The 23,483-nt window shown below is 51.2% G+C and carries 20 protein-coding genes; 17 read left to right on the forward strand and 3 right to left on the reverse strand.

Going from position 1 to position 23,483, the window contains the following annotated elements:
- The 6 genes from HGH92_RS16765 to HGH92_RS16790 all read left to right on the forward strand — a co-directional run bounded on the left by HGH92_RS16765 (window position 1) and on the right by HGH92_RS16790 (window position 10,229).
- The gene (locus HGH92_RS16765) at window positions 1-2,121 is read left to right on the forward strand and encodes a bifunctional aldolase/short-chain dehydrogenase (RefSeq protein WP_168871924.1); all 2,121 of its coding nucleotides are present in this window, start codon (window positions 1-3) and stop codon (window positions 2,119-2,121) included.
- Between the two features lie 15 nt (window positions 2,122-2,136).
- The gene (locus HGH92_RS16770; protein WP_168871925.1) at window positions 2,137-3,411 is read left to right on the forward strand and encodes a TIM barrel protein; all 1,275 of its coding nucleotides are present in this window, start codon (window positions 2,137-2,139) and stop codon (window positions 3,409-3,411) included.
- A gap of 28 nt (window positions 3,412-3,439) precedes the next feature.
- Complete coding sequence (locus tag HGH92_RS16775; RefSeq protein ID WP_168871926.1) at window positions 3,440-4,762, forward strand: FGGY-family carbohydrate kinase; 1,323 nt, start codon at window positions 3,440-3,442, stop codon at window positions 4,760-4,762.
- Between the two features lies 1 nt (window position 4,763).
- A complete protein-coding gene (locus HGH92_RS16780) occupies window positions 4,764-7,016 on the forward strand; it encodes an alpha-L-rhamnosidase C-terminal domain-containing protein (RefSeq protein ID WP_168871927.1) in 2,253 nt (750 codons plus the stop codon).
- A gap of 3 nt (window positions 7,017-7,019) precedes the next feature.
- Entirely contained in the window at window positions 7,020-8,051 is a 1,032-nt protein-coding gene (locus HGH92_RS16785) for a GntR family transcriptional regulator (RefSeq protein ID WP_168871928.1), read from the forward strand.
- A gap of 186 nt (window positions 8,052-8,237) precedes the next feature.
- Complete coding sequence (locus HGH92_RS16790; RefSeq protein WP_168871929.1) at window positions 8,238-10,229, forward strand: hypothetical protein; 1,992 nt, start codon at window positions 8,238-8,240, stop codon at window positions 10,227-10,229.
- Between the two features lie 75 nt (window positions 10,230-10,304).
- Here HGH92_RS16790 and HGH92_RS16795 read toward each other — a convergent pair whose 3' ends face one another.
- The 3 genes from HGH92_RS16795 to HGH92_RS16805 are packed head-to-tail and all read right to left on the reverse strand — an operon-like array spanning window position 10,305 to window position 11,978.
- Window positions 10,305-11,054, reverse strand: a complete 750-nt coding sequence (locus HGH92_RS16795) for an SOS response-associated peptidase (RefSeq protein WP_168871930.1) — start codon at window positions 11,052-11,054, stop codon at window positions 10,305-10,307.
- Between the two features lie 4 nt (window positions 11,055-11,058).
- Window positions 11,059-11,544, reverse strand: coding sequence for a hypothetical protein (locus HGH92_RS16800; protein ID WP_168871931.1), 486 nt, complete (start codon window positions 11,542-11,544; stop codon window positions 11,059-11,061).
- Between the two features lie 14 nt (window positions 11,545-11,558).
- Window positions 11,559-11,978, reverse strand: coding sequence for a LexA family protein (locus HGH92_RS16805; RefSeq protein WP_168871932.1), 420 nt, complete (start codon window positions 11,976-11,978; stop codon window positions 11,559-11,561).
- Between the two features lie 462 nt (window positions 11,979-12,440).
- Here HGH92_RS16805 and HGH92_RS16810 point away from each other — a divergent pair, with 462 nt between their 5' ends.
- From HGH92_RS16810 to trpB, 11 genes are all read left to right on the forward strand, one after another.
- Complete coding sequence (locus tag HGH92_RS16810) at window positions 12,441-12,959, forward strand: 3'-5' exoribonuclease (protein WP_168871933.1); 519 nt, start codon at window positions 12,441-12,443, stop codon at window positions 12,957-12,959.
- 197 nt (window positions 12,960-13,156) lie between these two features.
- Window positions 13,157-14,011: an ATP phosphoribosyltransferase gene (gene hisG, locus HGH92_RS16815; RefSeq protein WP_211092661.1), complete on the forward strand. Its 855-nt coding sequence runs from the start codon at window positions 13,157-13,159 to the stop codon at window positions 14,009-14,011.
- A gap of 18 nt (window positions 14,012-14,029) precedes the next feature.
- Window positions 14,030-15,289: a histidinol dehydrogenase gene (gene hisD / locus HGH92_RS16820; RefSeq protein WP_168871934.1), complete on the forward strand. Its 1,260-nt coding sequence runs from the start codon at window positions 14,030-14,032 to the stop codon at window positions 15,287-15,289.
- Window positions 15,290-15,317: 28 nt separating this feature from the next.
- A complete protein-coding gene (hisC, locus tag HGH92_RS16825) occupies window positions 15,318-16,394 on the forward strand; it encodes a histidinol-phosphate transaminase (protein WP_168871935.1) in 1,077 nt (358 codons plus the stop codon).
- On the forward strand, window positions 16,391-17,527 hold the full coding sequence (gene hisB / locus HGH92_RS16830; RefSeq protein WP_168871936.1) for a bifunctional histidinol-phosphatase/imidazoleglycerol-phosphate dehydratase HisB: 1,137 nt from the start codon (window positions 16,391-16,393) through the stop codon (window positions 17,525-17,527). The genes hisC and hisB overlap by 4 nt, the downstream gene beginning before the upstream one ends.
- Window positions 17,528-17,762: 235 nt before the next feature.
- Window positions 17,763-19,175 (forward strand): anthranilate synthase component I family protein, encoded by a 1,413-nt coding sequence (locus HGH92_RS16835; RefSeq protein WP_168871937.1) that lies wholly within the window; start codon window positions 17,763-17,765, stop codon window positions 19,173-19,175.
- Between the two features lies 1 nt (window position 19,176).
- Window positions 19,177-19,746, forward strand: coding sequence for an anthranilate synthase component II (locus HGH92_RS16840; protein WP_168871938.1), 570 nt, complete (start codon window positions 19,177-19,179; stop codon window positions 19,744-19,746).
- A gap of 54 nt (window positions 19,747-19,800) precedes the next feature.
- Complete coding sequence (trpD, locus tag HGH92_RS16845) at window positions 19,801-20,793, forward strand: anthranilate phosphoribosyltransferase (protein ID WP_168871939.1); 993 nt, start codon at window positions 19,801-19,803, stop codon at window positions 20,791-20,793.
- 5 nt (window positions 20,794-20,798) lie between these two features.
- A complete protein-coding gene (gene trpC, locus HGH92_RS16850) occupies window positions 20,799-21,599 on the forward strand; it encodes an indole-3-glycerol phosphate synthase TrpC (protein WP_168871940.1) in 801 nt (266 codons plus the stop codon).
- 8 nt (window positions 21,600-21,607) lie between these two features.
- Entirely contained in the window at window positions 21,608-22,231 is a 624-nt protein-coding gene (locus HGH92_RS16855) for a phosphoribosylanthranilate isomerase (RefSeq protein WP_168871941.1), read from the forward strand.
- A 35-nt stretch (window positions 22,232-22,266) separates the two neighbouring features.
- Window positions 22,267-23,475, forward strand: coding sequence for a tryptophan synthase subunit beta (gene trpB, locus HGH92_RS16860; protein ID WP_168871942.1), 1,209 nt, complete (start codon window positions 22,267-22,269; stop codon window positions 23,473-23,475).
- Window positions 23,476-23,483 lie beyond the last annotated feature (8 nt).

The raw sequence follows: 23,483 nt of genomic DNA on the forward strand, positions 1-23,483 counted from the left end.
ATGTCGCTGGAAAGAACACAGTTTAAAAATGTCAGTTATTTATGGGACGATGCTACTGCCGCTGCTATGGCCGGCGATGAAGTAGCACTGCTGATATACCGCTCTAACCTGCTGGGGGCCGATCTGCGCCTTACCAACTATGGCGGTGGCAATACTTCCTGTAAAGCCGTGGTGCCGGACCCACTTACCGGCAGGGAAACGGAGGTGATGTGGGTAAAAGGCTCCGGCGGCGACCTCGGCACCCTGAAACGTAATGGCCTCGCTGCGTTATACACAGACCGCCTTCGCAACCTGGAAAATGTATACAGGGGCATCGCCTTCGAAGACGAGATGGTGGAACTGTTTAATCTCTGCCTGTATGACCCTGCTTCCCGGCCTCCGTCCATCGATACCCCGCTGCATGCTTTTCTGCCATTCAAACATATCGACCACCTGCATCCGGACGCGGTGATAGCTATCGCTGCGGCGAAAAACGGGGAACAGATCACACAGGAACTGTTCGGAGGCACTATCGGCTGGGTGCCCTGGCAGCGCCCGGGCTTCGATCTCGGGCTGCAACTACGGAAATGCCTGCACGACCATCCGGGTATACGGGGTATTATCCTTGGTTCCCATGGCCTGTTTACCTGGGGAGATACTGCCTTCGAATGTTATTTGAATACGTTGGAAGTGATCGATAAAGCGGCGGATTATATCCATGCGAAAGTATCTCAGCAGCCTGCTGTTTTTGGCGGCGCGGTGATACCACACCTTCCGGAAGAAAAACGGCGCAGCCAGGCAGCCGCACTGGCACCGGTATTGCGGGGTTTCGCCTCCTCTTATCAATCGATGGTAGGACATTTTACGGATGTGCCTGACGTCATGGAGTTCATCAATGCGAAAGACCTTCATCGCCTGGCACCTATGGGCACCAGTTGCCCGGACCATTTTCTGCGGACTAAAATCTCCCCGCTGGTACTGGATATCGGGCCGGAAGAAGACCTGCACGACCTGCCGGCGGTGAAAAGCCGGATAGCGCCGCTGTTTGAAGCTTACCGGCAGATGTATGCGGAATATTATCAGCAGTGCAGACATGATGACAGTCCGGCTATGCGCGACCCCAACCCGGTGGTGATACTGTGGCCCGGCATCGGTATGTTCACCTTTGCCAAAGATAAACAGACGGCCCGCGTGGCGGCAGAATTTTATATCAATGCCATCCATGTGATGCGTGGATCTGAAGCAATTTCTGAGTATATTTCGTTACCAAGGCAGGAGGCTTTTAATATCGAGTACTGGCTGCTGGAGGAAGCAAAGCTGCAACGTATGCCTAAGCCTAAAGCCCTCAGCGGCCGCGTGGCGCTGGTGACAGGCAGCGCCGGTGGCATCGGTAAGGCCATCGCCCGGAAATTTGTGGCGGAGGGTGCGGTAGTAGTGATCAGCGATAATGATGAAACACGCCTGCAAACCGCCAGCCGGGAGTTTGAACAGCAGGTGGGCAAAGACGCTTTCACCGCTGCGCTGCTGGATGTGACCCGCCCGGCTACTATCCAACAGGCTTACACACAGGCGGCACTGACTTTCGGCGGGGTGGACCTGATCGTGAACTGTGCCGGCCTCTCTATCTCCAAACCACTGGAAGCGCATACGGAGGCGGATTGGGACCTGCTCTACGATGTGCTCGTAAAAGGGCAGTTCCTCGTTACGCAAGCCGGCGTGGAGGTGATGCGCAAACAACAGCTCGGTGGCGATGTGATCAATATCGTCAGCAAAAATGCCCTGATGAGCGGCCCGGACAATGCGGCCTACGGCTCGGCCAAAGCGGCGCAACTGCACCTTAGCAGGCTCAACGCCGCAGAGCTGGGAAAAGATCGTATACGCGTTAACGTTGTCAACCCGGATGCGGTCATCTCCGACAGTAAAATATGGGAAGGCGCCTGGGCGGAAGGCCGCGCCAAAGCCTATGGCATCACAGTGGCCGAACTGCCCGCATTCTATGCCAAACGCACACTGCTGAATGAAATCATCCTGCCGGAAGATATTGCCAACGCCTGCTTTGCACTGGCAGGCGGACTGCTTCATAAATCTACCGGCAACGTGCTCAACGTGGACGGCGGTATTGCCGCTGCTTTTGTCAGATAATAAAAAACCGTTTGTATGCAGATAGACCAACATCGGATCGCGGCCTGTAATGATCCACTCACGGCGACGCACCAACGCAGGCTTCAGTCCCTTCGGGAGGAAATACCCCATACAGAAGACATCATCGGCAAACTGACCGCCTTCCAGGTGGCCATCCCCAGCTGGGCGCTGGGCACAGGCGGCACCCGCTTCGGCCGCTTCCCCGGCGGCGGAGAACCCCGCTCGCTGGAAGAGAAACTGGAAGACATCGGCCTCCTGCATACGCTCAACCGCGGCAGCGGCGCGGTGTCCCTGCACATCCCCTGGGACATCCCGGCCAATGCGGCACATATCTGTGCAGTGGCCTCCCAGCTGGGACTGGCGTTCGATGCCATGAATTCAAATACCTTCCAGGACCAGCCAGGGCAGGAGCACAGCTATAAATTCGGTTCCCTCGCTCACACGGACAAGCATACACGCCAACAGGCGGTGGCGCATAACCTGGAAGTGATTCAATACGGTCGTGAACTGGGCTCCAAAGCCCTTACCGTATGGCTGAGCGACGGCTCCTGCTTTCCCGGCCAACTCAATTTCCGCCGCGCATTCGATTACGCACTTGAAAGCTTCGGCGAAATCTATCAGTCATTGCCGGACGACTGGAAACTGCTGATTGAATACAAAGCTTTTGAGCCTAACTTCTATTCCACTACGGTGGGCGACTGGGGGCAGTCGCTGTTATATGCTTCCAAGCTGGGGCCGAAAGCCTTTACACTCGTGGACCTGGGACACCACCTGCCGAATGCCAACATCGAGCAGATTGTGGCCCTGCTGCTTCGTGAAGGTAAACTGGGCGGCTTCCACTTCAACGACTCCAAATATGGAGACGACGACCTGACAGTCGGCAGCATACGGCCCTATCAGCTGTTTCTCATTTTCAACGAACTGATAGACGGCATGGACGCAAGGCATATGCAGCACGCCACAGATATGGGCTGGATGATCGATGCAAGCCATAATGTAAAAGACCCGCTGGAAGACCTGCTGCAATCCGTGGAGGCTATCCGCATCGCTTATGCACAGGCCCTGCTGGTGGACCGTGAGCAGCTCGCCGCCGCGCAAAATAATCACGATACGGTACTGGCGCAGGAGATCCTGCAAAATGCTTTCCGTACAGATGTGCGGCCGCTGATAGCGGAAGCCCGTCTCCGTGCCGGCGGCGCACTGGACCCGCTGGCGGTTTTCAGACAAACAAAAGTGCGCGACGAACTGGTACGCGAAAGAGGGAAAACTGCCGTCGCTACCGGGTTGTAAATTCATCTGCCGGTTAAATAAATTCCACATGCCCGTTCCCGTTATAGCTGTTTTTGATATCGGCAAAACCAATAAAAAACTGTTGCTGCTCAATGAACAATACCACATTGTCTTTGAGCAGCAGACCTGTATGCAGGAAACCACAGATGAAGCCGGCGACCCCTGTGAGGACTTACACCTGCTGATAAACAATATGCGGCAGCAATTGGCCGCTGTATTGGCCATGGAGGCCTTTGAGGTAAAAGCGGTCAATGTGTCCGCCTATGGCGCCAGTCTTGTGTATATCGATGAAAGCGGCGCGCCGGCCGGTCCGCTGTACAATTACCTGAAACCATATCCGGAAGAGCTGTCAAACCGATTTTATGCCACTTATGGCGACCGTGAACGCTTCTCCCATGAAACGGCTTCACCTGCTTTGGACAGTCTCAATGCAGGGTTGCAGTTGTACCGTATACGTCACCGGCAGCCTTTGCTGTTTAGCCGTACCCGTTATGCCCTGCACCTGCCGCAGTTCCTCGGTTACCTCTTCTCGGGACAGGTATTTTCAGAGATGACCAGCATTGGTTGTCATACCGGGCTTTGGGACTTTGCCCGCAAGCAGTACCACACATGGGTGGATAGGGAAGGTTGGCTCGATAAGTTGCCGCCGATCGTTCCTGCCACCAGGACTACCCCCGTGCATATAGCGCATCATGCTTTACAGGCGGGCGTAGGTATACATGACAGTTCGGCCGCATTGGTGCCTTACCTGTTACAGTTCCACGAGCCGTTTGTGCTGCTGTCTACCGGCACGTGGTGCATCAGCATGAACCCTTTCAATCATGAACCCCTTACCACGGAAGAGCTGCAGCAGGACTGCCTCTGTTATATCCGCTACGACGGGCTGCCGGTAAAATCTTCCCGTTTGTTTGCCGGGCATACGCATGAAACAGCTGCGCAGGAGATAGCAGGATTTTTTGGAGAAGATCATCAAAGTTATAAAGTACTGCCCTATGATCCGGAGGTAACGGCGCAGTTAGCACAATCGCCGGAATTTAGTATTTTGGAAATGTCGCGTTATGAAAACAGCACAGCGGCCTATCACCATCTGGTCATGATGCTGGTAAAACAACAACAGCACGCCACCCGGCTGGTACTGGGACATACAGCAGTAAAGAAATTATTTGTAGATGGCGGCTTTGCCCGCAATAACATCTATATGCAACTGCTGGCAAAGGCTTTTCCGGAAATGGAGGTGTATGCAGCCACAGTGTCCCAGGCTTCCGCCATGGGCGCCGCGCTGGTAATACATGACAGCTGGAATACCCAATCTGTGCCTGCTGACCTGGTGCAACTGAAACACTACGCCTGATATGCCGAAAAAAAAATACATACCGCTATTGTTATTGCTGATGCCACTGTTCTCTCTGGCACAGGAACAATGGACTGCCCGATGGATAGGACTGGACACGCTTTCCACCCCTAATCAATGGACCACCTATACGCAGAAAGCGGTTCGTACCACAAAGAAAAAAAAGGTGATCGCCCGTATCGCTACTGACAGCAAATATATGCTGGTGATCAATGAGAGAACAGTACTCCGGGAAGGGCAGCTCAAACGCGGTCCCAACTCGCAGGACACCTACTTCGATGAGATAGATATCGGACCTTTCCTGCAGAAGGGGGAAAATGCCATCACCGTGATCACATGGTTCTGGGGCAAAGAAGGGTTTGCCCACAAGAACAGCGGTCGTAATGCGCTGTTGTTTCAATGTGAAGACACGGCCTTCAATAGCAATACGTCCTGGAAGGCCCGCCGGATGAAAGAATATTATAACCCTGACGGCATACAGCCCAACTTCCGCCTCGCGGAAACCAACGTCGGTTTTGATGCAGGCAAAGCAGGTGCTGAAACGTGGCAGCCGGTGACTGACTTCGGTGCGCCGCCGGTGGCGCCCTGGCATCAGCTGGTAAAAAGGGATATTCCCTTCTTCCGGGAAACTGAACTGAAAAACTATATCGGAGGACCGCTGAAAAACGGCGATACGCTGATCTGCCGCCTGCCTTATAATGCGCAGGTAACGCCGGCATTTACCGTCACGGCGCCGGCAGGCCTGAAAATACAGCTGCTGACAGATAATTACCTCACCGCCGGCGATCCCGAACTGGCCAGTGTGCGCACGGAATATATCACCAGGGAAGGGGAGCAGTCATTCGAAACCCCTGCCTGGATGAACGGCCATTTCGTAAAATATGTAATGCCGCCGGCAGTGAAAGTTCTCTCCCTGCAATACCGCGAAAGCGGCTACGATACCAGGCTGGCGGGATCTTTCCACTCAAATGACTCAGCTTTGAATACACTGTGGCGGAAAGCCCAGCGCACCTTGTATGTAAACATGCGGGATAATTATTTCGACTGCCCCGACAGGGAAAGGGCCCTCTGGTGGGGCGATGTGGCCACTGAAATAGGAGAGACGTTCTACGCTCTGGACACGAACGCGAACCAACTATCCCGAAAGGCTATACGAAATCTGGTGGACTGGCAGGCGCCGGACAGCAGTCTGTATGCTCCTATTCCTGCCGGCAACTGGCATCAGGAACTGCCGCAACAGATACTCGCAGCTATCCATGGTATGGAAACCTACTACCTGTACACCGGCGATACGGCCATGATGCGGTACGTCTATCCCGCCGTCAAAAGATACCTGTCACTGTGGAAAACGGATGAACGCGGCATGGTCATTCACCGCAAAGGCGGATGGGACCTGCCGGACTGGGGCACTAATATCGATGCTTCATTGTTGGACAACGCCTGGTATATTGTTGCGGCAAAGGCGGTGGTGACCATGGCGTCACTGAGTGAGGATAAAACGTATGCAGCACAGCTCGAAAAACAAATAGAGAAAGTGACTGAGGCGTCGCGGCAATATTGCCTGCGGAACGGTGTTTACCGTTCTCCTGATTATCAGGGAGAAACAGACGACCGTGCCAACGCAATGGCTGTCATAGCCGGCATCGCCCGGGTGACAGATTATCCGGCCATTATCAAATTGTTGAAAACGACGCGCCATGCAAGCCCATATATGGAAAAATATGTGCTGGAAAGCCTGTTTGCCATGAATGCGCCCGGAGAAGCTTTGGAAAGAATGAAATCACGGTACCAGGTAATGATCGATAACCGGTACACCACGCTCAATGAATTGTTTGATGACAACGAAGGCGGTACCAATAACCACGCCTGGTCCGGCGGTCCGCTTACGCTGCTGTCGCAATATGCATGTGGGATAGCACCGCTGAGGCCCGGTTATGAACGTTATCTCGTAAAACCAATGCCCGGCGGGCTCACTGTTGCCGGCTGCGCCCATGAAACCATCAAAGGACGTATAGCCGTGCAGTATACCAAAACTGATTACGGCATGAAGCTGGAACTGAATGTGCTGCCTGCAACGCAGGTGGCCGTGGCCATCCCTTATGAAGACGGACAGAAGGTGGAGGTGAATGGCCAGGATGCATTTGTCAGCGGTGGTTTTATTCCCGTAAGAGGGCTGTCCTGGATTGGCATAGAGAATGGTTACATGTATTTTTCAACGAACATAAAAGGTAAATATGTTTTTGAAACTTATTGAGATATGAAAGCACCCAGACTGATAGACCTGATTGTGATAGACGAGTACTCCGCCACGCCGAAATACCTGCAGCTGGCCAATTCCATCCTGAAAGGACTGGAGAACGGACAAATCAAACCGGCGGACGTGCTGCCGTCTATCAATGAGCTTAGCTTTGAACTGGATATCTCCCGCGATACGGCGGAGAAGGGTTACCGTTACCTGAAGAAAACAGGTGTGTTGGGGTCTGTGCCTGGCAAAGGATACTTTATTCCCGATAATGAAGTACCGGCTATCCCACGTATTTTTCTGTTGTTCAATAAACTCAGTGCGCACAAGAAAATCGTGTACGATGCTTTCATGGCGGCTTTGGGCGATCAGGTGGCCGTGGATTTTTATGTCTACAACAATGATTATGCATTGTTCAAAAAATTACTGACCAATAAAAGAGAAGACTATTCCTATTACGTGATCATCCCTCATTTCACAGAAAGAGGAGAGAAAGCGCATGCGATCATCAATACATTGCCCAAAGACAAACTGGTGATACTGGATAAAAAAGTAGATGGTATCACCGGTGATTTTGGCGCGGTGTATGAAAATTTTGAAGAAGATATTTACAATGCCCTGCGGGAAGCACGTCCTGCACTGAGCAAGTATCATACGCTGAAGATCATCTTTCCTGATGACTGTTACATCCCGTCGGAACTGTTGACCGGATTCACCCGCTTTTGCCAGGACTATGCCTTCTCCTATAAAATCCTGCACGATGCAGCAGATGAGCCGGTGAATACAGGCGAGGTATATATTACGTTGATGGAAGACGACCTGGTAAAACTGATAGAGAAGATCAACGCTTTGGAGTTGACAGTTGGAACAGATGTGGGCGTGATTTCCTACAACGAAACACCGCTGAAACGTATCATTCTCAATGGTATTACCACCATATCCACTGATTTTCAGAAGATGGGGGAACTGGCCGCCCGGCTGGTCCTGGAGCGCTCGGTAGCGCATATGGAAGTGCCTTTTCGTCTCCGGTTAAGGGCTTCTCTCTGATATTATGCTTTGCGTGTATATACGTAATCGCAGAATGCGTATTTACAGAACGCTTTTTGTGTTGCTGAAGCTGTAATTTCGTATCGCAGTTTCCGGAAAACGGCATACAGTTCACTTTACCCCAAAAACTCCAAAAACTACAAGGTACGCCTGTGCAATACCTCGTTGTGCTTAAACCCCAACATCATGAAAAAGTTAGCAGCAAGTCTGGCTGGCGCTATCGGATCGCGCTACCTGAAAAACAGGAACCAGCTTATCCTCGTCGAATACGGCGGTTTTATTTCCACTATTGATCTTTCTCCTGCCGCCGCTACAGTGGTATCCCAGGGCACTGTTGATATAAAAGGCACCTGGTCGTTTGACTGTGAAACCGGTACCAATGTTCCCATGGGAGGCAACGCTGATATTTTCTGGGAACAGATCGATGCCGTCAAAAGACAAATGGTGCCACAAGGCAATGCCGGTATCATCAATCTGGGCGTTACTGATTTTAACCTGGTAACGGCCGCCTCCCTGCAATCCTACGCCTACAGCAATACGCCCGTGATTGGTAATAACGATGCCACAAATAAACTGGTCAACGGTGATGTCTTTTGTGTACAGACAAAAGAAGGTAACTATTGCAAATTAAAGGTGATCACTTACGGTTATAATCTTACCGTGCAATGGGTCACTTACAGGTTAAACCCCATCTACAGGCATATCGGCAGCGGATACAATCAGCCGGAAGATATTGCCGTGACAGCCAATGAACAAACGGCCTATGTAACAGAACGCGCCGGTAACCTGCTGAAAGTAAACCTCGCTACAGCAGACCGTTCTGCGGCGGCTGTGGTATGCTCCGGCCTTAATACGCCACAGCAGCTGTGGCTGGACGAAGCACATATGCAGGCTTACGTAGTGGAATATGCCAATCCTGGTAATCTGGTACGTGTAGACCTGAACACCGGTGCCAAAACAGTTTTGTACAGCGGCCTTAACCTCGCGGTGGGATTAACGCTTACCGCAGACCTGTCTGCCGCCTATGTAACTGAACAGGGCGGAACGCCCGGTATCAGCCGCATTACCCTGGCCACCGGTACTAAAACGCTCATCGCGGGCGGACTGACAGCCCCCTTCTTCCTGACCTGGGCAGACACCACTGAAACCCGGTTGCTGGTAGCAGAACGTGACCCGGCCAATCGCATTTCCGCGGTAGACGTTACCCAAACCAGCGGTAATGTTAATGTGTTCATCGGTGGTACGGCTTCACGTCCGTCCAGTATCGCGGTGATACAGCCGGGCAACTACTGCGTATGCTGCAATGATGAAGTGGACCAGTACACGCTGACCGCCACCTCCGGCAACTGGCTCTACAAAGGCATCGGTTATGTGCCCTGGAACCTCATCACAGCCGCAGGTAAAGCTGATACTACCACCCAACCGGCCTATCCTTTTCAGTTCCCCAAAGATTCGCCTTTTGGTGGCACATTGCCGGTGAATATCGATCATTATAATGCCTGGAACAACAATGTGCGTTACTATAAAGTGCTGGTAGATGGCAGTCCGCGTTTTGATTCGTGGAATGATCTCCGCCTCAATCCCGTGAATGGCCATTATGATATCATCGAGCTGCAAAAGCCTGATGTCAATGGTTTCTACGGCGTTCACAATCCTGCGTTCGTGTACTACAATACCGATCTGGGTTGCCTGTTGAACAGTGTGTCTGTGCCTAACGGCGCACATACGCTTAAACTGGAATTTTACGATGGATCACACGTGTTGTTGTCTTCCATGAGCAATGCGCTGCTGGTGAATAATGATCAGTGTGTGGCCAGTATGGACATACCGTTATTGAATATTACGCCGGCAGATCCGAATTGTGGTTATTTGAAATACACCAATACCGCAGATATGGTGAAGTTACATTGGACGGCTTCTCACCCGCAGGGATTTGCTACCTGGTCTTTTGGTATCATCAAAGGTGCCCATGGTTATTTTGGCACGTCCGGTGCTTTGTTTCCGGCTACCTTCCATACAGAAACGTTTACTAAAAGCGTGGCAGACATGCTGGGCGCCTGTCCTGGCGTAGCGGCGTTTGCCGAGTCTTTGTATGTGGCGTCTACGGTGATTAATGGGGTAGGGCGTCAGAGCCAGTATGATGCGTCTGCGTCTATTGCTTTCTGTCTGGCACCGTGAAGATAATGGTAATAGATGATAGTGGAGATTTGATTGTTTGATGCAATTGTTGTCAGACGATCAAATCTCCTTGTATTATACAACAGCCGGCAGCCCTTCATATTCCACCCGTGCAATCACCGTTTCATCATCAGGCTTTACTTTACGAACAGAATTCACCGGCCAGTATTCCAGTTGTTCTGCCGGATATTCATGCTGAATAATATTACGTATATCCGTGTCTGTTAGGTCTTTTTTGATCCATTGCAGCGCCAGGTCATCCGGTAGCATCAGCGGCATTCTGCCGGCATTATCACCGCCATTGTGTATTTGCTGCATCACGGAGTTGGCGGCGCGGGTGAGCAGGGTGAAGGTAGGGATACGTTCAGGTTTGTCCACGTCCCAGGAGTTGGAGTAGGCCCATAATCCGGCGATGAAGAAAATTTCCTGTTCACGGGAATGGATATAGTAAGCTACTTTGTTTTTCCAGCCGGGTATCTGCCGGTATTCGAAGAAACCCGTTACCGGTACGAGGCAGCGTTGGTGTCGGATAGCGTTCCACATGGTGCCGCTTTCCGGAACTTTTTCGCTACGGGCGTTCAGGTACATTTGCCGTTGTCTTTTCACTTTTTCGGCGGTGTCCAGCAGCCTGGGGATGGGCCCCCAGGTGAACCTGTCCAGCTGCGGTCCGTTGTTGTCCACAATAACAGGCCATTGTGGAAAAGACATGCCTATCTTATGATAAGTGGGCGCAAAGTCGAAATCCAGGTTGATGCCTGTCTGCAACAGGGGCACCCGCTTCAGGATCTTTTGCAGGTTGGCATTCAGCGCAATATCGTAACACATTATTTTAGTAGCTTTCTATTGCCGGTAAAGGTACTTTTATTTCTTCATCTCCATATTTCAGGGAGAGATATAGTTCCCCGTATTGCAGGGCGTATTGGATACAGATATCTTCCGTGGGCCAGGTGGTATATTGACTGATATAATGTTTCACATGCTGTACCAGCTGTGGGTCCGGGATTTCATGCTCCGGGTCTATCAGGGCCAGATATATTTTGTAGCCCGCAGGCTGTGTGGCGGCATGGCGCAACTTTTCCTCTTCTTCCGGATGAGAGGTCTGGTAGATGTACTTGCGCCGGTCGAACCGGATATGCTGGAAATGTGCGTTGGCGCTGGCAATGTCTTTATATGGTGTAATCAGAAATGCTTCCCGGATATGGGTATCAGCAGCTGAAATGCCGGCAGGATAACCCTGGCGGACAAAGAAGTGGTATTCTTCTTCCAGCAGCGCGGATAACAGCGCTGCCGACAATAACGTTAACGGATGATGCATAAGTTGTTGTTTCGCTATTTACGCATGTCCACAATTACCGCCGTTACAATGCCCCATACCTGGAAATCCGCGTCGTCCGTGATCATCACCGGTTTGTGAAACGGGTTATCCGGATGCAATACCCAGTTGCGCCCCGCTTTTACCAGCCGCTTGATGGTAAACTCGCCATTCAGCGTGCCAACGATAATATCGCCGGTAGAAGGCCGGATGGACCGGTCTACCACGGCAAGGCTGCCATCCGGAATATGCGCCTCGCTCATACTGTCGCCTTTTACTCTTACAATAAAGGCGTTGCGGGCATCTGTGGGTATAATACGGGAAAGATCGATCCTTTCCTGTTCGCTGTCAAAGGCAGGTGAGGGAAGCCCCGCGGCAATACTGGTATCAAAATATGGCAGGGTCATGTCAGGCTCACTCCACTTCATTGCTTCCATACAACTATCGCTTTAAATGAATACTAATATTATTAGCAAAATAAAGCTAAATAATTTAGTTTAAGAAATACATTAACAGATCATTTGCAAAGCCCGTAACCCCCATTGGATGCTAACTGCCGGCTAATCAACCGGATGAGGGAAATGATTGCTAAAACAGGCGCACCGTAAAAATTTTCCGGCTGAAATCCGGCAGCGCCCCGCTGCGAAGGCATTTCAGAATATGGAAATTATTTCTATATTTGTAACGCAATTTGTACGGAGGAACAGGATTTTTAAGTTCCCGGATTAACCAACATAGCCCCACGCCCGCAGCTATATCCCGCTTACTTTCAGTTATTCCGTCGATTTTTTATGAGAACAGCATCAGGGAGATGTGATCCTCGTGTGCCACAGCGCCGTGCCACAAAGAGAATGCATTTGCCGGTGCATATTTGTTAACAGCTTTAATACGATCAACCTATGGCTTACATAATGGTAGATGTAGAATCAGACGGCCCCATCCCCGGAGACTATTCCATGATCTCTTTCGGCGCCGTACTGGTAGATGAGGCCCTGAACACCACGTTCTACGGGCAGTTAAAACCTATTTCGGATAATTATGTCCCTGAAGCGCTGGCCGTGTCCGGACATACACGGGAAGAAACCCTGCAATTCGATGACCCCCGGAAGGTCATGTCGGCCTTCGCCGCATGGCTTGGCAGGAACTGTAAGGACAGGCCCGTGTTTATCAGCGATAACAACGGGTTCGACTGGATGTTCATCTGCTGGTATTTTCATCATTTTACCGGCAGCAATCCCTTCGGCCACAGCTCCCAGAACCTGGGCAGCCTGTACAAGGGAATGGTAAAGGATACCTTTAAGAATTTTAAACACCTGCGCCGGACCAAACACACCCATCACCCTGTTGATGACGCCATCGGCAACGCGGAAGCCTTGCTGACGCTTAAAAAAGAATATGGACTGAAAATTAAATGGTGATTAACAAAAAAATAAGTTTGATTTCCCGATTTACTTATTATTTTTGTACCCGACATTATGATTATCAACGTACATATCCATCATCACCATCATTCTTACCAAGCAGGTAGGCTGGGATGATAATGTGTATACAACCATATTAGACTCATCATCAGGGGCTTACCACACGGTAAGCCCTTTTTTTATTTTTACACATCATGAAACTAAAGATCGCCATCCAGAAATCCGGCCGCCTGCACGATGATTCCATCAAATTATTGAAGGAATGCGGCATCGACATTAACAATGGTGTTAACAAACTGAAAACGGAAGCCAGCAACTTCCCGCTGGAAGTGTTCTTCCTCCGTGATGATGATATTCCGCAATACATCGAAGACGGCGTGGCAGACATTGGTATCGTCGGCGAAAACGTAGTATTGGAGAAGAAAAAACAGGTCAACATTGTTGAGAAACTGAACTTCGGCAAATGCCGCCTGTCCATGGCGGTGCCTAAATCCTTTGAATACAATTCTGTAAAGGATTTGGAGAACACCCGCATCGCTACCAGTTATCCGGTGATCGTGCAGGAATTCCTGCAACGCAACGGTATCAAAGCTGAAATACACGAGATCAGCGGATCTGTGGAGATAGCGCCCGGCATTGGCCTGGCAGACGCGATCTGTGACCTCGTCAGCAGTGGTTCCACTCTCTTCATGAACGGCCTGAAAGAAGTGGAAACCGTCCTTAAATCAGAAGCGGTGCTCGCTGCCTGCCACAACCTGCAACCGGAACAACAACAGCTGCTCGACAAACTGGTGTTCCGCATTCAGGCGGTGAAAAGGGCTAAAAACACCAAATACATCCTGCTCAACGCGCCCAATGAAAAACTCAATGATATCATTGGCCTGCTGCCTGGCATGAAAAGCCCTACAGTATTGCCGTTGGCACAGGAAGGATGGAGCTCCGTTCACTCCGTGCTCAATGAAAATGATTTCTGGGACATCATCGAAAGCCTGAAAGCCGCCGGCGCACAAGGTATCCTCGTAGTGCCCATAGAAAAAATGGTGATCTGATAAAAAGCAACAACAAACATGCAAACAATAAAATTTCCCGATAAAGCTAGCTGGAACACTTTGCTGCAACGCCCGGTGATGGATACTTCAGCGCTGGAAGCCAAAGTGGAAGCCATTCTTCGCGATGTACAGCAGAATGGCGACCAGGCGGTGAAAAAATATGCGGCTGAATTTGACAAGGTGCAACTGACAGACCTTGAAGTAAAACCAGAAGCATTCAACGCAGCGGAAGCGGCCCTGGAACCTGCGCTGAAAGCGGCTATTCAGCAGGCGGCTAAAAACATCGCTACTTTCCACAAAGCACAACAGGAAAAAACACAGATCATCGAAACCATGCCCGGCGTACAATGCTGGCGCAAACCGGTAGGCATTGAGAAAGTAGGACTGTATATCCCCGGTGGCTCTGCGCCACTGTTCTCTACCATCCTGATGCTGGGCATTCCTGCTACCATCGCCGGTTGTAAGGAGATCATCCTCTGTACGCCTTCGTTGCACCCGGCTATCCTGTATACGGCTCAACTGGTGGGCATCTCCCGGGTATTCACCATCGGCGGGGTACAGGCCATCGGTGCTATGGCCTATGGCACGGAAACAGTGCCCAGGGTATATAAAATCTTCGGTCCGGGCAACCAATACGTTACCTGCGCCAAACAGCTGGTCAACAAAAGAGGCGTGGCCATCGATATGCCTGCCGGTCCTTCAGAAGTGGCAGTGCTGGCGGATGACAGCTGTGTGCCCGATTTTGTGGCAGCTGATCTGCTCTCTCAGGCGGAACACGGTCCGGATAGCCAGGTGGTGCTGGTCACCACCAGCGAAAAAGTAATCGCAGACGTGGAAAAAGCCCTGCAGGCGCAGCTGGACAAGCTGCCCCGCAAATCCATCGCTACGGCGGCACTGGACAACAGTAAGATGATTTTGGTGCAGGATCTTGATACCGCTATGGAGATGCTCAACGCGTATGCGCCTGAACACCTGATCCTGGCCTGCCGTAACGAGCTCAACGTGGCAGATAAGGTAACCAACGCGGGCTCCGTGTTCCTGGGCAACTATACGCCGGAAAGCGCAGGCGACTACGCCTCCGGTACCAACCACACCCTGCCAACCAACGGCTATGCCACCGCCTACAGCGGCGTGTCTTTGGATAGTTTTGTAAAGAAAATTACCTTCCAGCAGATAACACCACAGGGCCTTCAGCAAATCGGGCCCACTATTGAAGCCATGGCCGCGGCAGAAGGACTGGACGCACATAAAAACGCCGTGTCTGTCAGATTGCAATAACTACATATTAAAATATTAAAATATCAAGATGTTTAATCTGGAATCCCTGCTCAGGGAAAATATAAAAAGACTGGTGCCGTATTCTTCCGCAAGGGATGAATTCAAAGGGCAGGCGTCCGTATTCCTGGATGCCAACGAAAACGCCTTCGGGTCGCCGCTGCCGGTGAACTATAACCGGTATCCTGACCCGATGCAATGGCCGCTGAAATACAAACTGGCCGAAATCAAAGGTGTGCCGCCGCAGAACATCTTCCTCGGCAATGGCAGCGATGAGCCTATCGACCTGCTGTACCGCGCTTTCTGCAATCCCGGTGGCCGCGATAACGTGGTGCTGTGCCCGCCCACCTACGGCATGTACGAGGTGAGCGCCCACATCAACGACGTGACCATCCGCAAAGTAAGCCTCACCCCCGATTTTCAGCTGGACCTCGAAGGGCTGCAACAGGCAGTGGATGAAAATACCAAACTGGTGTTTATCTGCTCTCCTAACAATCCTACCGGTAATTCTATCAACCGGTCCGATATAGAGTTACTGCTGAATAATTTCGACGGTATCGTGGTGATCGATGAAGCATACATCAATTTCTCCCGCCAGAAGTCCTTTATACAGGAGCTGACAGAATATCCCAATCTGGTGGTGCTGCAAACCCTGTCCAAAGCATGGGGACTGGCCGGCCTCCGCGTAGGCATGGCTTTCGCCGGCGAAGACATCATCAATGTTTTCAATAAGGTAAAACCGCCGTACAATATCAGCCAGGCTACACAAGAACTGGCCTTGCAGGCGCTGGACAACGTAGCGCGCGTCAATGAATGGATACGCGACATCGTGATAGAACGTGACCTGCTCTCTGCCGGCCTGGAACAGCTGCCGCAGGTGCTGAATGTATATCCCAGCGACGCCAATTTTATTCTGGTGCAGACTACCGACGCCAAAGGCATCTATCAGTACCTCACCGAACGTGGCATCGTGGTGCGCGACCGCTCCAAAGTAGAGCTTTGCATGGGCTGTCTCCGCATCACCGTAGGCACACCGGAAGAAAATGTGCAGTTGCTCGACGCATTAAAAACTTTTAACCTGAAAACTGAAACACCGGTATCAGCATGAAACGAGTGCTCTTTATAGACCGCGACGGTACCCTTATCAAAGAAGTGCCGCCTACCTATCAGATCGATAGCCTGGATAAAGTGGAGTTTTATCCGAAAGTATTTGTGAACATGGCCCGTATTGCGGCCGAGCTGGACTATGAGCTGGTGATGGTCACCAATCAGGACGGACTGGGCACAGCATCTTTCCCTGAAGATACGTTCTGGCCTGCTCAGAACATGATCCTCAAAGCATTTGAAAATGAAGGGGTGACCTTCAGCGAAATATTCGTTGACCGCAGTTTCCCGGCAGACAATGCGCCTACGCGCAAGCCCGGTACCGGTATGCTGACCCGCTTTTTCTCCGATGGTTATGACCTGGCCAATTCTTTCGTGATCGGTGACCGTATCACCGATGTGCAGCTGGCCAAGAACCTCGGCGCCAAAGCGATCTGGCTCAATGAAGGCAATAACCTCGGCGGCACCGAAATCAGTGATACCCTGCAGGCCCTCGAATCAGTGATCGCACTGGAATCTACCGACTGGGACCGGATTTATGAGTTCCTGAAACTGGGCCTGAGAACGGTAACGCATGTACGAAAAACAAATGAAACCGATATTGCCATCGACATTAACCTGGACGGTAGCGGTAAAGCAAACGTACATACCGGCCTGGGTTTCTTTGATCACATGCTGGACCAGATAGCCCGCCACGGCTCCATCGATCTCAGCATCACGGCCAAAGGGGATCTGCATATAGACGAACATCATACGATTGAAGATACCGGCATCGCCCTCGGTGAAGCCATTGCCCGGGCGCTGGGCGATAAACGCGGCATCGAACGGTATGGCTTCTGCCTGCCCATGGACGACTGCCTGGCGCAGGTGGGCATCGACTTCGGCGGCCGTAACTGGCTGGTATGGGACGCTGAATTTAAACGGGAGAAAATAGGGGAGATGCCTACAGAGATGTTCTTCCATTTCTTTAAGTCCTTCTCCGACGGCGCTAAAGCCAATCTTAACATCAAAGCGGAAGGTGAAAATGAACATCATAAGATAGAAGCGATCTTTAAATGTTTCGCCAAAGCTATCCGGATGGCGGTAAAACGCAATCCCTATAATATGCAGCTGCCGAGCACCAAGGGTATGTTGTAGCAGACGAAAAAAAAATTTGCATTTGTTATAAAAATGTTCCAATTTTGTCTCGCTATGAATAATAACATGACAAATAAACATTGGTGGTGGCACGGAATCAATTCCTGATCTGTGTTACAGTGCCATGTTTCGTCTGAAATATACTTGGAAAGGCTCGCTGTTACACAGCGGGCCTTTCGGCTTTTTAGGCACATCCTTTTTCTAACAAACAGCAAACACTTTCACCCTGAATATCATGCGTACCATTCAAGTAAAAACGAGATCCAAACAGATGCTGGCGGACATCTTCACACCAGTAGGCATCTATCTGCGGTTGCGCGACAAGTTCCCCGGCTCTATCCTGCTGGAAAGTACCGACTACCGCGCCAGCGAAAACAGCTATTCCTATATCTGTATCAAGCCTATTGCAGGCATCGAGGTAACTTCCACCAGCCACTTTGAATTTAAATATCCCAATCTGCCGGTGGAAAAGAAGGAACTGAAAGACACCCAGAAAGTACTGGACGAATTACAGAAGTTCCTGGGCAGCTTCTCCTTCAACGGCAATCACCCGGTACCCCTCGCCCAAACGCTGTTTGGATACAGTACATTTGATTCGGTGCAGTTCTTTGAAACCATAGAATTCGATAAAAAGAAAAAAGGTGGTAATGCACAGATACCCCTGATGCGGTACCGGTTTTACCAATATGTGATCGCCATCAACCACTTCAAAGATGAACTTTACCTCTGCGAAAATCAGATAGAAGGGCTCGACAGTGAGTTTGACCTGGTTGAATCACTCATCCGCCACAAGGATTCCCCCGGCTATCCTTTCGCCACCACCGGGGATGAAACCAGTAACATGACGGACGCGGAATATATGCAGATGGTGGAACAGGGCAAACAACACTGTTTTCGCGGAGATGTCTTCCAGGTTGTTCTCTCCCGCGCCTTTAAACGCTCTTTCTCCGGTGATGAATTTAATGTGTACCGCGCGCTCCGCTCCATCAATCCTTCCCCCTATCTCTTCTTCTTCGATTACGGCGATTATAAATTAATGGGTTCTTCTCCTGAAGCACAGATTGTGATCAAGGACGGTACCGCTGCTATCCACCCGATCGCAGGCACTTTCCGCCGTACTGGTGATGACAAGCAGGATAAATTGCTCGCTGATAAACTGCTGCAGGACCCGAAAGAAAATGCGGAACATGTGATGCTGGTGGACCTGGCACGCAATGACCTCAGCAGAAATGCTACCAACGTAGCAGTGTCTACTTACCGTCAGGTACAGTACTACTCTCACGTGATACACCTGGTAAGCGAAGTGAAAGGGACAGTAGACCCCGCCACCAATCCTTTTAAATTGCTGGCTTCTTCCTTCCCGGCAGGCACCCTTTCGGGAGCGCCCAAGTATCGCGCCATGCAGATCATTGACCAGCTGGAACCGACGCCCCGTGGCTTCTACGGCGGCTGTATCGGTTGGGTGGGCTTTAACGGCAACTTCAACCACGCTATTATGATCCGCTCCATCCTCAGTAAAATGAATACCCTTTACTATCAGGCAGGAGCCGGTGTAGTAGCCAAATCGGTGGCTTCTTCCGAACTGGAAGAGGTAAACAATAAACTCAATGCATTAAAACAAGCCATCCTGCTGGCACAAACCATCTGACATGAACATCCTCGTTTTCGATAATTACGATTCTTTTACCTATAACCTCGTTCACCTCGTGGAGAAGCTGGTAAACGGCAAAGTGACCGTTGTCCGCAACGATGAAATTCCACTGGAGAAAGTGAACGCTTATGATAAAATCATCCTGTCGCCCGGTCCCGGTATTCCGGAAGAAGCCGGCCTGCTGCTGCCGCTGATCAAGGAATATGCGCCGTCTAAATCCATCTTCGGCGTATGCCTCGGCTTACAGGCCATCGGACAGGCTTTCGGCGGTTCGCTCATCAACCTCAGCGAGGTTTACCACGGCGTGGCCACCAATGTGAAAATAGTGTCCGACCAGGGCCGCCTCTTTAAAGGCATGCCCCGCGATATACAGGCCGGCCGCTATCACTCCTGGGTGATCGACAAAGCCACCCTTCCTGCTGATTTAACCCTGACAGCAGAAGATGAGGAAGGCTTTATCATGGCCCTGCAGCATAACAAGTACGATGTAAGCGGTGTACAGTTCCATCCGGAAAGTGTACTCACGCCACAGGGAGAACAGATACTGAAAAACTGGCTGGAACTATAATACCATCGCAGTTTTCCTTCTTCTCTTTGATCATTTTAAATACATCATTCTGGTATGAAAAAGATACTTAACTACCTGTTCGAACATAAAACTTTTACCCGCGAAGGGGCTAAAGATATACTCATCAACATCTCCAAAGGCATGTACAACGAGAGCGAGCTCGCTGCTTTCATGACCGTGTTCCTCATGCGCAGCATCACCATCGATGAGCTGCTGGGCTTCCGTGATGCCCTGTTGGAGTTGTGTATCCCTGTGAAACTGAACGGCTACGATGTCCTCGATATCGTAGGTACCGGCGGGGATGCAAAAAATACCTTTAATATTTCTACCTTGTCGTGCTTTATCGTGGCCGGCGCAGGTGGTAAAGTGGCCAAACACGGCAACTATGGCGTGTCTTCCATCAGCGGCGCCTCCAATCTCATGGAGCTGGTAGGCTACAAGTTTAAAGCCGACGACGCCAAACTCCGCACAGAACTGGAAGAGGCAGGCCTCTGTTTCCTGCACGCGCCCCTGTTCCATCCGGCCCTGAAAAATGTGGCCGGTATCCGCCGCGAACTGGGCATCCGCACGTTCTTTAACATGCTGGGACCATTGGTGAACCCGGCCTTTGCCCAACACCAGCTGATTGGCGTGTACAGCCTCGAAATGGCCCGCGTGTACAACTACCTGTTCCAGCAGACAGACAAAAAGTTTGTCATCGTGCACAGCCTCGATGGTTATGATGAGATATCGCTGACCGCAGATACCAAAGTCATCACCAACAAAGGAGAACAGGACTGGACGCCGGAACAGCTCGGCAAACGTAAGGTGCATCCGGAAGATATCTATGGTGGCAACACCGTGGAAGAAGCGGCTAAGATCTTTATGAAAATACTCAAAGGTGAAGGCACCTGGGCACAGAACTCTGTCGTGCTGGCCAACGCCGCTATGGGCCTCTACAGCCTCGGTAAACACAGCTCTTATGAAGAAGCGTTTGCCGCTGCCGTGGAATCCCTCGAATCCGGTAATGCCCACAAAGCATTCAAAAAACTGATTGAACTACAATAACGCTGATGAAAAATATATTAGCAGAAATAGTCGCCCATAAACAGGTGGAAGTAGCGGCCCGCAAACAACAACGCAGCGCAGCTGAACTGCAACAGACCTCTGTGTTTGACAGGGAGCCGTTATCGCTCCGCAGTTTCCTGCAAAACCCGGAAAAAACCGGTATCATCGCGGAATTCAAACGGCGCTCCCCCTCCAAAGGACTGATCAACGGCGAAGTAACAGTGCAGCAGGTCACTACGGCCTATACCCGTTACGGCGCCTCCGGCCTCTCTGTGCTGACAGACGAGAAATATTTCGGCGGTTCCTCCGATGACCTGCAACAGGCACGCAGCTTCAACCAGATACCAATCCTGCGCAAGGACTTTGTGATCGATGAATACCAGATCCTCGAAGCAAAAGCTATCGGCGCTGATGTGATACTGCTCATCGCGGAATGCCTCGACGCCGCACAGGTAGCGCACCTCTCACAGTTTGCGCACAACCTCGGCCTCGAAGTGCTGCTGGAAGTACACAGCGAAGCACAGCTGGAAAAGGTAACGGAACATACCCATCTCGTAGGCGTGAACAACCGCGACCTGATCACTTTCCAGGTGGACTTCAACCGCTCCTGTGAACTGGCGCCGAAAATTCCGGCAGACAAAATCAAGGTGGCGGAAAGCGGCATCAACGACCCTGCTGCGATCGTCACGCTCAAAGCCGCCGGCTTCCAGGGTTTCCTGATTGGCGAACACTTCATGAAACAGGAAGACCCTGCCCGTGCCTTCGAGAATTTTGTACAGACATTAAACGATCTGCAGGCTAAATAATCAACACCATGCGTATTAAAGTTTGCGGAATCACCAGAGCGGCCGACTTACAGGGACTGACAGATAACCAGGCAGACTTCGCGGGATTTATCTTTTATGAAAAGTCCCCCCGTTTTGCCGCCAATAAAATAGATGCCCGTACCGTGCGGGAAACCGCCGGTATCCGCAAGGTAGGCGTGTTTGTAAATGCCACCGCGGAACAGGTGCTACGCACCGTGGCCGACTATGCACTGGACATGGTGCAGCTGCATGGCGATGAAACGCCGGCATTCTGCGCTGCCATCCGGGAAACAGTGCCGGTGATCAAAGCTTTTCGTATAGGTGATAACGTTGACTGGCAAACGCTGCTGACGCCTTATATACCCGTAACGGATTATTTCCTCTTTGACACGGCATCTGTAAAGGGTTACGGCGGCACCGGGGAACGGTTCAACTGGGAGCTTTTACAGCAATATCCTTTTGAACATCCGTTCCTGCTGAGTGGCGGCATTACGCCGGAAGACGCGGAGATCATCAGTGAACTGAAACTGCCTGCGCTTTTTGCCGTAGATATCAACAGTAAATTCGAAGAAGCGCCCGGCGTCAAGAATATGGAAAAAGTGAAGTTGTTCCTTGCGGAAATAAGAAAATGACCAGATAATAAAATAATCAAATAAAAATATTCTCCATGGACATTGCAATTGATACCAGCAAATCCAGGTACCAGGTGGACAAGAATGGCTATTACGGCAGATTTGGCGGCGCCTATGTTCCTGAAATGCTGTTCCCCAACGTGGATGAACTGCAACGAAAGTATATGGAAGTGCTCAGCGACCCTACCTTCCAGCAGGAGTTTGAAGCCCTGCTGCGGGACTATGTAGGACGCCCTTCCCCGCTGTACTTCGCAAAACGCCTGTCAGAAAAATATAAGGCGAAGATTTTCCTGAAAAGGGAAGATCTGAACCATACCGGTGCCCATAAGGTGAACAATACCATCGGGCAGATACTGCTGGCGAAACGACTGGGCAAGAAACGTATCATCGCTGAAACCGGCGCCGGTCAGCATGGTGTGGCCACTGCCACCGTATGCGCGCTGATGGGAATGGAATGTGTGGTATATATGGGCAGCATCGATATCGAAAGACAGGCGCCCAACGTGTCCCGCATGAAGATGCTCGGCGCTACCGTAGTGGCAGCCACCAGCGGCAGTCAAACCTTAAAAGACGCTACCAATGAAGCGATCCGTGACTGGATCAACAACCCGGTAGATACCCACTATATTCTCGGCACCGCTGCCGGGCCGCATCCCTATCCCGACATGGTGGCCCGCCTCCAGTCAGTGATCAGCGAGGAAATCCGGAAACAGCTGCTCGAAAAAACCGGCAGTGAACTTCCTGACTACGTAGTGGCCTGCATCGGTGGTGGCAGTAACGCCGCCGGCGCATTCTTCCACTATCTCGATGAAGAAGAGGTGAAGCTCGTAGCCGTGGAAGCCGGTGGTAAAGGCGTACATAGCGGCCACTCTGCCGCTACTACGCAGCTGGGTAAAATAGGTATCATCCACGCTGCCAAAACATTGCTCATGCAGACAGAAGATGGCCAGATCACCGAGCCGTACTCTATCTCCGCAGGACTGGACTATCCCGGTATCGGGCCCATGCACGCGCATCTGTACGAAACAGGCCGCGCCATGTTCCTCGACGCTACCGATGATGAAGCCCTGGCTGCCGCTTATGAGCTGTGCAAACTGGAAGGTATTATCCCCGCGATGGAGTCAGCCCATGCGCTGGCCAAACTGAAAGACCTGCCCTTCAATCCTGATGATGTAGTGGTGGTGTGCCTTTCCGGCCGCGGCGATAAAGACCTGAATACCTATATCCGTCACATGAATAAATAATCTGGAGT

The sequence above is a fragment of the Chitinophaga varians genome (assembly GCF_012641275.1).
In the GTDB taxonomy this organism is placed as follows: Bacteria; Bacteroidota; Bacteroidia; order Chitinophagales; family Chitinophagaceae; genus Chitinophaga; species Chitinophaga varians_A.